Below are 13,348 nucleotides of genomic sequence, written 5' to 3'. Positions count from 1 at the left end.
CAGAGCGGGCACCTACTATGCCCGGTAGCCCTGGGGACTCGGGGAGCGGGTAGGGTTCCCGGGCCGTCGAGTGCCGTGTGCGGTGCTGGAACACGGATGATTCGTGAACGGAACGGGGAGATGGAGTGATGGCTTCGGGAACGGGCGTGCGCTCCGTCGGCCGGTCGCGGAACCGGGGCTCCGCGCAGCCCGGTCCGCGGCCGCCCGAGCGGAGCGGTAACCCGTCGGCGTCCGGGACGCCGCACCTCAGGGCACGCACGGCGCAAGGCGGGGCATTCCGGGTGCAACGCCTCGTCCTGCTGGAGATCGCGGCGGCGGTGATGGTCGTCGGCTGGGTGGCCGGGCCCGTGGCGCTGATCGCGGCGGGAGTCGTCGCCGTCGCGCTGGTGGTGCTCGCCTTCGCCCGTCGCCGGGGGCGCTCGCTGCCGGAATGGCTGGCCACCGCACGGGCGTTGAAGGCCCGTCGGCGCCGGGCCGACCGGCTCGGGATACCGGCCGGCACGGAACCGGGGTTCGGTCCGGCCGTGGAGTGCGATCCCGGTCTGCGGACCTACACGTACGGCGGGCGCGACCGGCGGCCCGTCGGGCTCGTCGGGGACGGCACGTTCGTCACCGTCGTGCTGCAAGTGCAGGCGGACGCGACCGCGTTGCGGGCCGAGCGGGACCGTCAGCCGCTGCCTCTCGCGCTGGTGGCGGACGCCCTCGAAGTGGACGGCATCGTCCTTGAGTCCGCGCAGATCGTGCTGCACACGCAGCCCGCGCCCGCCCTGCACCTGCCCCGGCAGTCGGTGGCGGTGGCCAACTACGCGCCGCTGCAGGAGCAGACCGGGGCGCCCGCGGTGCGGATCACCTGGATCGCGCTGAAGCTGGATCCGGAGCTGTGCCCGGAGGCCGTCGCGGTCCGCGGGGGCGGCCTGACCGGGGCTCAGAAGTGCGTCGTGCGGGCGGCGGACCATCTCGCGAGCCGGCTGACCGGCGCGGGGTTCCGGGCGACCGTCCTCGACGAGGAGGAGCTGACCGCCGCCGTCGCCACGTCGGCCTGCGCCAATCCGCTGGTCACGGCGGAGGCCGGGCGGACCGGGCAGCTGGAGCGGCGGACCGAGGAGACCGGCCGCAGCTGGCGGTGCGACAACCGCCGCCACACCACGTACTGGTTGCGCCGCTGGCCCGCGCTGGGCGGCGCCGGCCCTTCGCTGCCGCAGTTCGTCGCCCTCGTCACGGCCGTTCCCGCGCTCGCCACCACGTTCAGCGTCACGCTCGCGCGCGGCGAACGGCAGGAGGTGGCCCTGTCCGGGCACATCCGGGTGACCGGGCGCAGTGACGACGAACTCGTGGCGGCCCGGCGCGCGGTGCAGGGCGCGGCCCGGCACACCGGCGCGGGCCTTGCCCGCCTCGACCGGGAGCAGGTGCCCGGCATGCTCGCGACGCTGCCCCTCGGAGGTGCCCGATGACGGCGACGACACCACACGCGACCACCCCTTCCGGTGAGCCGGAGCCGCCCGCCGGGCGTTCCGGCCGGTCGGACCGTTCCGGCCGCCGTTCGCCGCGCAGCGGCTTCGGTCTCCTCGGGCCGCGGCACGGCCGCCATTCGGCGTCCTTGGAGCAACTTCAGGCGCTCACCCTGCCCATCGGGGACGACGGTGTCGTCATCGGTGTGGACGCCGAGGGGCGGCCGGCCGTGCTGGGCATCAACCGGCCAACGCCGTACGACGTCGTCCTGATCGGCGGCCTGTGGACGGCGCAGGTGCTGGCGCTGAGGGCGGCGGCCACCGGCGCCCGGGTGGCCGTGGAGACGGGGCGGCCGCAGGCCTGGGTGCAGATGGTGCACGCGATGGGCGGCGGGCAGAACGGGCTGGCGGTGTACGAGGTCGGACGGGTGCCTCCGCAGGGCGCCTCCGCGGGCACGCCCGCGTTGGTGGTGCGGGACTGCGGAATGCGCCCGCCGCGCGGACGGGTCGCCTCCGGGCCCTGGCAGTCCGTGCTGACCCTGCTGCCGTACCTCAGCCCGGTCGCTCCCCGGCTGATCCGGCAGGCCCGGCTCGTGGGCGTGCAGCGGATCTCGCCGGACGAGGCGACGGAACTCGGCCGCGCCCTCACACTGCCCCCACGTGACGTGGAGGCCCTGCCCGCCCTCGCCGACGGCTTCACGCTGTGGTGCGGCGACCGGGACCGTCAGTATGTGATGACCCAGCCCACCGACGCGGAGATCGGGCTGCTGGGCACGCCCAGACGAATCGACTGAGGCCCGCCGCGGCTCCGTCAACTGCGCGGCACTTCGGGCACTATGGCCGTTTCGTCGCGCACTCCGGCGTGCCCGCGCGGCCTTTCGGGCGGTGTGTGACGTGACGGACCGGTGCCGAGTGCTGGGCGGGCCTGCCGAGGCGGGCCGTTCGGTGATTAGGCTGGTACGGGGCGCAGGGCCGGAAACCGAGGGGTGGACGTCGGCGTCCCCGGGGGAGGGCCCGCACATCCGACGACGTCAGACGGCCGCGAACCCACATCGGACGACAGAAAACGGTCGCTTCGGCACGGCATGAGGGTGCTCGACCAACCAGGAGGAACTGTGAGCAGCGATCGGGACGGCATCCGCGGGGGCTGGGCCACACCCGGCGATGACCAGCCCGACGCGGAATCGGCCATCGAGGCGACGGGCGAGTTCACCATCGACTACGCGCCGCCGGCTTGGTACACGCAGAACGCGGGCGGCGGTTCGGCATCGGGCGCGACGCCCGCGCCCGGCACGCCTGCCGCTCCTGCTGCGCCGCCGGCGCCCGGAACTCCGGGGGGCCCGGGGAGCGTGGGGGGTCCGGATGGGCCGGCGGGTCCCGGTGGCCCGGTTACGCCGTCTGCTCCGGGGGTGCCGTCGGCGCCGTTCGCGCCGGCCACGCCTCCCCCGCCGGGCGCGCCGGGCGCGCCGGTGAATCCTGCCGGCCCGGTGAATCCCGCCGTGCCTTCTGCCGCGCCCTTCCCCGCAGAGCCGGCCCCCGTGCCCGGCGTTTCGCCGGGCGGCGGTTTCCAGCCGCAGCCCCCAGGGCAGCCGGGGGCGCCGTGGGGGGTTGCGGGCTCGGGCGCCGACGCGGGCCCCGGAGAGGGTGACGCCGGCAACGGCGACCTCGAGAGCGGCGCCACCATGCGCTTCTCTTCGGCTGCTCTCCGGCGCGACATCGCGGAACACGCCGCCACGGTGCAGGCTGACCACGAGAAGCCCTCCGAGACGGATGACACCACCGCCGCCGAGAACGAAGCACCCGTCAACGCCACAGGTCCCGGCGGTGCCGACGAGACGGCCGTCGAACCCGTCGAGCCCATCCGGTCCGACGAGGCGGCCGAGCCCATCGGGACGACCACGGATGCCTCTCCGGAGGTCTCCCCGGAGGTCTCCCCGGTGTCCGAGGTCGCTGAGGCGATCGACCCCGCGGATGCCTCGGAACCGTCGTCGTCCGCGACCGATGCAGAAAAGCCTGCGCATGCGGACGCGGACGCCGGGGCGGAGGCAGAGGCGGACGCTACGGCCGGTGCCCTGCCCGGAAACGAGCCCGGAACCGGGGCCCAGGCCCGGCCCGAGGGCTCGGACGCCGATGGCGTGACGGAACCGACTCCGCAAGACGCCGCCGTCGTGGCCGCCGCCCCGGAACCCGCGGCCGAGCCGCAGGACAGCCCTCCTCAGGGTGACGCTCCTGCTCCCCAGCACGCCGTTCCCGCCGCCCCGGCCTCCTGGACTCCCCCGCCGGCCCCGCACGGCGAACTGCCGCCGCTGCCGCCGTCGTACGAGCCCGCGGCACCTGCGGCGGCGGCCCAGTGGCCGGCGCAGCCGCAGCCGCAGCCTGCCGACGCTGCGGCTCAGGCGCCGACCGGCTGGAACCCGGCGGCGCAGCAGCACGCTCCGGCGGGACCGCAGCCCGGTTACGGCTTTCCTCACCCCCCGGCTCTCCAGGCCCCGCAGCCGCAGGTGCAGGCACCGCAACAGCCTCCGGCCCCTCAGCAGCAGGCCCCACAGCCGGGCTACGGTTTCCCGCCTCCCGGCGTCGCCCCTGTCCCGAACCCGCCGGGCGTCCCCGGCGGTTACGGGTTCCCGCAGCCCAACGCGGGCCCGGCGACGCCTCCCGCCGCACCGCAGCCGCACCAGCACCCCCACCCGACGCCGCCTGCCGCCCCCGGTGGCTACGGGTTCCCCCAGCCGCCCGCACCGCAGGCACCGCAGGCACCGCAGACACCGCAGCCGCAGGCTGCCCAGGCCCCCCAGGCGCAGCCCGGATTCCCGCAGCCCGGGATTCCGCAGCCGGACGGGCAGCCCCTTGCGGCGGGCGGTCAGGACTTCCCGCCGACGGCACCGCAGAACCTCCCCCAGCCGACCCCGCCTGCCCCGCCCGGCGTCCCCGGGGTTCCCGGGGCACCCGGCGCGTACGGCTTCCCCCAGCCGTACACGCCTCAGGCTCCGCACGCACCGCACGCACCGCACGCACCGCAGTCCGAGCAGCCGCAGGCCCCGCAGGCTCCCCAGCAGCCGGTGGACCCCCGGGCCGGGGCCGCCTGGCCGCAGCCGATCCAGCACGACCAGCGGCAGCCGGTCAACCCCGGTGCCGCGCCGCTGGGTTACACGGCCGCGGTGGAGCTGTCGTCCGACCGGCTGCTCAACAACAAGAAGCAGAAGGCGAAGAGCGGACGGCCGACTGCCGCGTCCTCCCGCTTCAAGCTCGGCGGGAAGAAGGAGGAAGCGGAGCGGCAGCGCAAGCTGGAGCTGATCCGCACTCCGGTGCTGTCCTGCTACCGGATCGCCGTCATCAGCCTCAAGGGCGGCGTGGGCAAGACCACGACCACCACCGCGCTGGGCGCGACCCTGGCCACCGAACGCCAGGACAAGATCCTCGCGATCGACGCCAACCCGGACGCCGGAACGCTCGGCCGAAGGGTGCGCCGGGAGACGGGGGCGACGATCCGTGACCTCGTCCAGGCGATCCCGTACCTCAACTCGTACATGGACATCCGGCGGTTCACCTCCCAGGCGCCGTCCGGCCTGGAGATCATCGCCAACGACGTCGACCCGGCGGTCTCCACCGCCTTCAACGACGAGGACTACCGGCGTGCGATCGAGGTGCTGGGCAACCAGTACCCGATCATCCTCACCGACTCCGGCACCGGTCTGCTCTACAGCGCGATGCGCGGGGTGCTCGACCTCGCCGACCAGCTCATCATCATCTCCACACCGTCCGTGGACGGCGCGAGCAGCGCCAGCACGACGCTGGACTGGCTGTCCGCGCACGGGTACGCCGAGCTCGTCTCGCGGTCCCTCACGGTGATCTCCGGGGTGCGCGAGACCGGCAAGATGATCAAGGTGGACGACATCGTGGCGCACTTCGAGACCCGCTGCCGCGGTGTCGTCGTCGTGCCGTTCGACGAGCACCTCGCCGCGGGCGCGGAGGTGGACCTCGACATGATGCGGCCCAAGGTGCGCGAGGCGTACTTCAACCTCACGGCGCTGGTCGCGGAGGACTTCATCCGCCACCAGCAGCGTCAGGGGCTGTGGACCAACGACGGCAACCCGCCCCCGGTGGCAGCCCCGCCCATGCCCGGACAGCCGATGCCCGGACAGCCCATGCCGGGGCAACCCATGCCGGGGCAACCGATGCCGGGCCAACCCATGCCGGGACAGCAGCCCTATCCGTCCCAGGCGGGCTACCCCTATCCGCCCCAGCCCGGCCAGCCGTACCCGCAGCAGGGCGTGCCCCAGGGGCAACCGCCGGCCCAGCCGTACCCGCAGCAGCCGGGTCAGCCGTATCCGCCGCAGCAGCCACAACCGCAGCCGCAGCCGGGCCAGGAACCCTACGCCCAGCCCCAGCCCCAGACCCAGCAGCACCCGCAGCAACAGCCGCACCCGGGGTATCCCCCGGCCGGCTACGGCTACCCGCAGCAGCCCGAGCAGCCGCAGCAGTAGCGGGAGAGCAGTACCGAGCACCCGAAACGGCCGAGGGGCGGCCGGTGTCCCAAGACACCGGCCGCCCCTCGGCCGTTCGCCGGACGGACGGGCCGAAACAGCCCCCCGGCCACCGCTACCGTCCCTGCTACCGGTCTGCTACCGGTCCTGCTTCTGCGCCGCCACCAGTTCCCGGCAGCGCTTCACGTCCTCCGCCATCTGCACCAGCAGCCCGTCCAGGGAGTCGAACTTCGCCTGGCCGCGCACGAAGGCCAGGAAGTCGACGGCGACGTGCAGGCCGTACAGGTCGAGGCCGACGCGGTCGATCGCGTACGCCTCCACCGTGCGTTCGGTGCCGTCGAACTGCGGGTTGGTGCCGACGGAGATCGCGGCGGGCATCGCCTCGCCGTCCACGTGCAGCCAGCCCGCATAGACGCCGTCCGCCGGGATCGCGGTGTGGGGCAGGGTCTCGACGTTGGCGGTCGGGAAGCCGAGCTCGCGCCCGCGCTGGGCCCCGCGCACCACGACGCCCTCCACCCGGTGCGGACGGCCGAGGATCTCCGCCGCGCCCGCGAGGTCGCCCTCCGCGACCAGACGCCGGGTCAGGGTGGAGGAGAACGGTTCGCCGCCGCCGGCCTCGCCGCGCACGTACAGGTCGACGACCTCCACCTCGAAGTCGTACACCTTGCCCTGCTCGATGAGGAACTCGACGTTGCCCGCCGCCTTGTGGCCGAAGCGGAAGTTCGGTCCCTCGACGACCGCCTTGGCGTGCAGCCTGTCGACCAGGACCTTCACGACGAACTCGGCAGGCGAGAGCTTCGAGAACTCGGTGGTGAACGGCAGGATGAGGACGGCGTCGACCCCGAGGTCCGCCATCAGTTCGGCGCGGCGGTGGTGCGGGGCGAGCAGGGGCGGATGACTGCCGGGACGGACGACCTCGCTGGGGTGCGGGTCGAACGTGACGACGACGGCCGGAACGCCCAGCTCACGGGCCCGGTCCACGGCGTGCCGGATGATCAGCTGGTGTCCTCGGTGGACACCGTCGTAGGAGCCGATGGTGACGACGCTGCGTCCCCAGTCCTCGGGGATGTCTGCCAAGCCACGCCAGCGCTGCACTGTGACCGCTCCTCGAACCCTTGTCCGTGTCTAGCCTTGCCTCTTACGCAGGTCTAAGGGTGCCATGCCGGGTGCTTCCGGCCCGCATCGGCATCGAGGCTGTGACCCGGCCCACGCGAGCCCGCCGCATTCGCCGCCCCCACCAGCTTCTCGACGGTGCGGCGGGCGCTCGGGCCGACCAGCGCGGCCCACTCCCCCGGCGCCTCCGTCAGCCACGCCACCACCTGCGCGGCGAAGCCCGGCACCTGCCGGCCCAGGTCGACCAGAGCGCGGTCGAAGCAGGTCGCGCCTTCCGGGGTGCGGACGAGGAGGCGGCCGGCGCGGTGGACGAGGTCGCGCAGGTCGTCGCCGTCGCGGCCCGCGGCCCCGTACAGGACGGCGGCCAGGACGGCGGGGGCCTGCTCGCGGGTGAGGAGGTGTGCCAGGAGTTCGTCCCGCAGCGGGCGGGACCCGGGCGCGCCGGGGGCGGCCAGCACCGCGGCCAGCGCGGCCCGGACCGGCTCCGGGCCCCCTTCGGCGAGCAGGCCTGTGACCAGCGGGGGGAGCACGGCGCGGGCGTCGGACCCGTGGTCGAGACGCCGGTCGACGTACGCGGCCACATGGTCCGCGCACTCCGGCCGGCGCTCGCCGGCCTCCTGGACCAGGCCGGCGATCCGGCGGGCCGGGGCGGTAGGGGCGGTGACGTCGGCGAGCGTCCGCAGGATCCTGCCCGCGTCCGCACGGTCGGTGCCGAGCAGCCGCGCCCGGAACGCGTCCAGCACCGGACCGGGATCGGAGGACAGGGCGGGCAGCAGCGCGCTCGGCGGGAGGTACGGGTCGTCGCCCGCCGCGAACCGCTGCAGGGCCCGCGACAGGTGCCCGGGCCGGGTCTCGGGATCGCCGACGAGGAGGGCGAGCGCGCCGCCGTGCAGGGCCCCGTCGGCGGGGCGGGCGAGCAGGGCGAGGGCGGCGTGGCGCAGCAGCCGGCGGTCGGCCTCCGAGCCGACGGGCGGCGCGGCGCCCAGGGCTTGGGCGTGCGGGGCGGCGCGCAGGGCGTGGACGACCGCCGCGAGCCGCCTGGGCGGACGCTCGTCGTGCGCCCAGCGGTCGACGGCCCGGCACAGCGCGGACGGCTCCTCTTCGGCCAGTACGGCGAGCAGTTCGGCGGCGCGGTGGTGGGCGCAGTCGACGAGCACGTCGGTGAGATCGTCGAGGGCGCGGCGGCGATGGGTGTGCAACAGGGCCTGCGCGGCCGTCGCCACGGTGGCGTGCGGGGTCGCGGGCAGCGGGCGCTCGTCGTCGAACCAGTGGGTGAGGTGCGGCTGCACGGCTGCCGGGTCGGCCGCGAGGAGGCCGGCCACGACGTCCAGGTAGCGGGGCGCGTCCGCGGCGTGGGGGGCGCCGTCGGCGAGGACCAGGCGGCGCAGGAGGTCGAGGCGGGCGTCGCAGGGGAGGGCGAGTCGCGTCCAGAATCCGGGGCCGAAGTCCGCGACGGGGGCGCCTGTCTCCGCGACATCGGCGCCGGTGCCCAGGCCCGCGCCGATACGGTCCGCGAGCAGGCGCAGGACGCCCGTGTACGGCGTCGCGTCCGGCACCCGCAGCAGGGTTTCGGCGAGCAGCCGGGCGGCCCACCAGGAGCCGGGGTCGGCCTCCAGGGAGTGGATCAACTCGCGCAATCGTGCGGCGAGTTGAGGAGGTCCCTGATGCCGACCCAGGAGCAGCAGGGCCTGGATCACGGGGCCGATGCGGTGATGCGGCACGGGCAGCGGACGGTCGCCGCCGGGCGCGTCGGGGCGGTCGGCGGCCCGGTCGGCGGGGCGGTGGACCAGGGTGCGCAGCGCTTCGTCCAGGTCGAGATGGAGGCCCTGGATCCAGTCGGCGAGTTCCTCGTGGGCGAAGCGGTAGCCGCTGCCCGCGGGCACGAGAAGGCCCTCGGTGAGGACGGCGGACGCCCAGCCGCTGCCGCCGCCGAGCCGGGCGGGCGCCGGCCCCCAGGGGAACACCGCTTCGAACGAGGCCCGGTCCAGCTGGCCCTGTCCCGGCCCCAGGCTGCGGCGGGCGGCCTCGTGCACCTGTCCGGAGACCTTCACCGCGAGACGGCGCACGGCCGCGCCCCGCAGTCCGTTCTCGACGGCGATGCGGACGGCGATGCGCAGGCACATCAGGTCGAGATGGGCGGCGAAGACGTCGTCCCGGTCGAGGGGGGCCAGGTCGGCGGGGGCCAGGTCGAAGGGGGCCAGGTCGGCGGGCAGCCGATCACCGACCGCCCGGTCACCGGGGGTCCGGGCCGCGCCGCCGGGCAGGGCGGCCCGGATTTCGGAGAAGAGGCGGAGGGTGAGCGGGTGACGGTCGTCGGGGGCGGCGAGCGCGCTCTCGGGGACGGCGTAACGGGCGCGGGCCTCGCGCGCCTCCTCGGGGGTGAGGTCGCCGAGGCGGACGCAGGGCGGGAGCGGGCCCGACACCGCCGCGGTCCCGTACAGCGTCTCCGGCGGGAACTGCGCGCCCGCCCGCTCCCAGTACTCCGCCCGGCACGCGACCACCAGTCGGGCGCCCGTCTCCCGCAGCCAGTGGGCGGTGCCCTCCGTCCAGTCGGCGAGCCGGTGGGCGAGGACCGGGGACATCTCCTCGGGGCCGTCGAGGAGCAGCAGCAGGGGGCGGCCCGCGGCCCGGGCGAGACGGGCCAGCCGCTCGGGGGTGACGTCGCCCGGACCGGCGTCGCCCGATCCGCCCGACCCGCTCGACCCTCCCGACACGCTCTCGGCGGCCCTCGCGGTCCCAGCCGTGCCCGGCGGGTGGGACGGGCCGGGAACGGCCGTCCGCGGTGTGCTCCGCCCGGCGGCCACGATGCGTGCCGCCCGGGCCAGGGTGCGGCGGACCGCGTCGGCCAGGGAGTCGTCGTCCGCCCGTAGGTCGGCGCCGCGCAGCCACAGGGTGGGTGCCTGGTCGGACGCCCGGTAGCGGCGGGCGGCGAGCGCCGCCAGTTCCGTCGTACGGCCGCTGCCCGGCGCCCCGACGAGGCCGAGGACGGCCGCCGGGCTCACCGCGAAGGCGGCGAACTCCCGCGCGGGCTGCGCGCGTTCGACCGGGGCCGTCGCGGCGGGACGGGAACCGCCGGCGGTGCCGCCGAGGCAGCCGGACAGCGCGCCGGCCGGTCCGTCCGAGGCGACGGAGGTGGCCGTCAGCTCCAGCACGCCTGCCAGATTGAGATCCGCGCCGTAGGCCGGCACGGTCGCCGCGTTGCGGGCGAGCAGTTCGGCCAGGGGCCCGCCGACCTCGGCCTGAGCCGGTACCGAACCCGCCCCGCCCTCCCCGCGCGGCGAACCGCCGTCCGGGACCCGGGTCGCCGGCATGTGCACCGACCCGGCACCCACGGCCCCGCCCAAGCCCAAGCTCCCGTACCCGTACCCGTCCCCGACCCCGACTCCCGTCCCGTACCCGTGTCGGGTCTCTCGCGACGGCCCGGCCGGCCCGCCCGCCGGACCCTCGGCGCTCGCCGGGGCGTCACCAGGCGGCGACGGGGGCACCGGGGGCACCGGGGGCACCGGGGGCACCGGGGGCACCGGGGGCACCGGGGGCACCGGGGGCACCGGGGGCACCGGGCGCAGGGTGACAGCGAAGCCGGTGTCGCGGGGGCCGGAGCGCAGCGCCGTGCCGAGGACGGCGACGACCGCGCCGGTGGCGGCGTCGAGGACCGGCCCGCCTGACGCGCCGCCGGCCGGCCGCAGCGCGTCCCGGCCCGCCGTGCCGATGGCCAGCTCGAGGGCCCCGTCGAGCACGTGGGAACGGTCCGTGGCCATGGCCGTGTACGTCACGGGCGTCTCGCCCAGTACCCTCGCCTCGCGCCAGCAGCCGGCGGCCAGCCGGACGTACCGGCCGGGCTCGACGCCCTCCCGTACGGTCATCGGCAACGGGGCCGCGCCCAGGCCTTCGGTGCGGACGATCGCCAGGTCGAGCTCGGGCAGCGGGGTGACCGCGTCGGCGCTCACGACGCAGCTGCGGTCGCCCGCCGCGCACACCAGGAGCCGGGAGAGGCCGTCGACCGTCTCGTGGCTGGTGAGGACCGTGCCGTGGTGGTCGGCGACGAAGCCGGCGCCGCGCGGCCGGCCGGCCAGGTCGCGGATGCGGACCAACGAGGCGTCGGCGCCGAAGGGGGCGCCGGGGTCTTCGTCGCGGGTGTCGTGAGGATCCGTCCGGCCGTCGCGCGACGCACCCCGAGGGGAATCGTGCCGCAGAAGGTCCTGCCGCAGGAGGTCCTGCCGCGGTGTCCGCGGGCCCCGTCCCGCCATCGCCGTACCTCCCACCGCGCCCGCGTGCCCTCCGTTCGACGGTAGGCGCGAATGATCAGCGGGGCGGATCGTGGAACGAAAGCGCCCCCCTGCGCTCCCTCGGTTCACTCCGAGCGCCTGCCCGGACGGGTGAATGAACACCCCGCGTCCGAGACAGCCTAGGGGTGGGGGAACCGAGGGGGACCGTGGAGCGGCGGCGCAGCACCCCGTGCTCGCCGCCGCTCCACGGGCAGACCGGAAGGGGGACGGCTCAGCCGAGTACGGCGAGGCTCTTCGCCTTGCCCTTCTGCTCCTCCACCAGGGCCAGGAAGCGGCCCTCGGGGTCGAACACGGCCACCGCGCCCGCGCCCGCGTACTCGTCGGGCATCTCCAGGCGTACGCCGTTCAGAAGCAGCCGGGCGCGCCTCGCGTCCACGTTCCAGCGGGGGAACGCGGCGGCGGCCGCGTCGGCGATCGGCAGCACGCTCAGCTCCTGCTGCAGTTGGTCGAGGGTCTTCGCCGAGTCCAGCTTGTAGGGGCCGACGCGGGTGCGGCGCAGGGCGGTGAGGTGGCCGCCGACGCCGAGGTCCGCGCCCAGGTCGCGGGCGAGGGCACGGATGTAGGTACCGGAGGAGCAGACGACCGACACCACCAGGTCCGTCACCGGGGTGCCGTTCTCGGCGACGGCGTCACGGACGTCGTACACCGAGAAGGCGGAGACGGTGACCGGGCGGGCCGGGATGTCGAAGTCCTCGCCGTCCCGGGCGCGCTTGTAGGAGCGGACGCCGTTGATCTTGATGGCGCTGACCTTGGACGGCACCTGCATGATGTCGCCGCTCAGCTTGGCGATGCCCGCGTCGATCGCGTCCCGGGTGACCTTCGAGGCGTCCGTGGACCCCGTGATCTCGCCCTCGGCGTCGTCGGTCAGCGTCGTCTGGCCGAGCCGGATCGTGCCCAGGTACTCCTTCTCGGTGAGCGCGAGGTGCCCGAGGAGTTTCGTCGCCTTCTCGACGCCGAGGACGAGGACTCCCGTCGCCATCGGATCGAGCGTGCCGGCGTGGCCGACGCGGCGGGTCCGGGCGATCCCCCGCATCTTGGCGACGACGTCGTGCGAAGTGAAACCCGACGGCTTGTCGACGATGACAAGGCCGTCGGGCGTGGTCTGCTTGCCGTTCATCAGGCGGAGTCGTCCGTCTCGTCCTCGTCGCCGGGCTTCCTGTACGGGTCGGCGTCGCCGGCGTACCCGGCGCCCGCGGACACCTCGCGGACCTTCTCGTCGGCGGCACGTGCCCGGTCGAGGAGGTCGTCGATGGTGCGGGCGTTGTCCGGCAGGGCGTCGGCGACGAAGGCCAGCGTCGGCGTGAACTTCACGCCGGCCGCGCGGCCCACCTCGGAGCGCAGGACGCCCTTGGCGCTCTCCAGGCCGGCGGCCGCGGCCGCCCGCTCCTCGTCGTCGCCGTACACGGTGTAGAAGACGGTCGCTTCCCTGAGGTCGCCGGTGACCCGGGTGTCCGTGATGGTGACGTGGGAACCGAGCCGCGGGTCCTTGATCCCGCGCTGCAGCTTCTGGGCCACCACCTCTCGGATGAGGTCCGCCAGCCTCTTGGCGCGCGCGTTGTCGGCCACTGGTCCGTCTCCCGTTCTTTCCTTGTTGCGTTCTTCACGTGGTCGGTCGGTGTCAGTCGTCTTCGCCGTGCAAGCGGCGTCTGACCGACAGCAGCTCCACTTCGGGGCGGGCTGCCACCAGCCGTTCGCACCGGTCCAGGACGTCGGTCAGATGTTCCGCGTCACCGGAGACCACGGCAAGGCCGATCTTGGCCCTGCGGTGGAGGTTCTGATTGTCCACCTCGGCCGCGCTCACCGCGTACTTGCGCTGGAGCTCGGCGACGATCGGACGGACGACGGAACGCTTCTCCTTCAGCGAGTGGACGTCGCCGAGGAGGAGGTCGAAGGACAGGGTCCCCACGTACATGTGTAACCGGTTCACCCGCCGGTACGGGATCGACGGCCCTGCCGCCAGGGGGCAGGGACATCAAGAACGGTACAGCGTTCACGGCGGCGACTCGACGGGGTTTTG

General features: G+C 75.0%; 8 protein-coding genes. 3 read left to right on the top strand and 5 right to left on the bottom strand.

The genetic code is table 11. From position 1 onward, the window contains the following. Positions 1–128 precede the first annotated feature (128 nt). The 3 genes from eccE (at position 129) to QA802_RS30230 (ending at position 5,932) form a co-directional block, all read left to right on the top strand. Complete coding sequence (eccE, locus tag QA802_RS30240; protein WP_334529128.1) at positions 129–1,451, top strand: type VII secretion protein EccE; 1,323 nt, start codon at positions 129–131, stop codon at positions 1,449–1,451. Continuing rightward, positions 1,448–2,242, top strand: coding sequence for a hypothetical protein (locus QA802_RS30235; RefSeq protein ID WP_334529125.1), 795 nt, complete (start codon positions 1,448–1,450; stop codon positions 2,240–2,242). Before eccE ends, QA802_RS30235 begins: the two co-directional genes overlap by 4 nt. 321 nt (positions 2,243–2,563) lie before the next feature. Next, positions 2,564–5,932, top strand: coding sequence for an SCO5717 family growth-regulating ATPase (locus QA802_RS30230; protein WP_334529122.1), 3,369 nt, complete (start codon positions 2,564–2,566; stop codon positions 5,930–5,932). Between the two features lie 138 nt (positions 5,933–6,070). Here QA802_RS30230 and QA802_RS30225 read toward each other — a convergent pair whose 3' ends face one another. The 5 genes from QA802_RS30225 to QA802_RS30205 form a co-directional block, all read right to left on the bottom strand. Next, complete coding sequence (locus QA802_RS30225) at positions 6,071–7,027, bottom strand: bifunctional riboflavin kinase/FAD synthetase (protein WP_334529118.1); 957 nt, start codon at positions 7,025–7,027, stop codon at positions 6,071–6,073. Positions 7,028–7,080: 53 nt separating this feature from the next. Then, a complete protein-coding gene (locus QA802_RS30220) occupies positions 7,081–11,292 on the bottom strand; it encodes a trypsin-like peptidase domain-containing protein (RefSeq protein ID WP_334529116.1) in 4,212 nt (1,403 codons plus the stop codon). A 250-nt stretch (positions 11,293–11,542) separates the two neighbouring features. Beyond that, entirely contained in the window at positions 11,543–12,448 is a 906-nt protein-coding gene (gene truB / locus QA802_RS30215) for a tRNA pseudouridine(55) synthase TruB (RefSeq protein WP_334529113.1), read from the bottom strand. Continuing rightward, entirely contained in the window at positions 12,448–12,897 is a 450-nt protein-coding gene (rbfA, locus tag QA802_RS30210) for a 30S ribosome-binding factor RbfA (RefSeq protein WP_319172334.1), read from the bottom strand. The genes truB and rbfA overlap by 1 nt, the downstream gene beginning before the upstream one ends. 52 nt (positions 12,898–12,949) lie before the next feature. Next, positions 12,950–13,243 (bottom strand): DUF503 domain-containing protein, encoded by a 294-nt coding sequence (locus tag QA802_RS30205; RefSeq protein ID WP_334529108.1) that lies wholly within the window; start codon positions 13,241–13,243, stop codon positions 12,950–12,952. Positions 13,244–13,348: the final 105 nt, after the last annotated feature.

Origin of the sequence: Streptomyces sp. B21-105, from assembly GCF_036898465.1 — a bacterium.
Taxonomy (GTDB): domain Bacteria; phylum Actinomycetota; class Actinomycetes; order Streptomycetales; family Streptomycetaceae; genus Streptomyces.
This window is presented reverse-complemented; position numbering and strand designations above follow the sequence as displayed.

What these genes read in the sequence shown, in the direction of transcription:
- eccE (WP_334529128.1), top strand. Translation starts at nt 129, where the DNA reads ATGGCTTCGGGAACGGGCGTGCGCTCCGTCGGCCGGTCGCGGAACCGG.
- QA802_RS30235 (WP_334529125.1), top strand. Translation starts at nt 1,448, where the DNA reads ATGACGGCGACGACACCACACGCGACCACCCCTTCCGGTGAGCCGGAG.
- QA802_RS30220 (WP_334529116.1), bottom strand. Translation starts at nt 11,292, where the DNA reads ATGGCGGGACGGGGCCCGCGGACACCGCGGCAGGACCTCCTGCGGCAG.
- truB (WP_334529113.1), bottom strand. Translation starts at nt 12,448, where the DNA reads ATGAACGGCAAGCAGACCACGCCCGACGGCCTTGTCATCGTCGACAAG.
- QA802_RS30205 (WP_334529108.1), bottom strand. Translation starts at nt 13,243, where the DNA reads ATGTACGTGGGGACCCTGTCCTTCGACCTCCTCCTCGGCGACGTCCAC.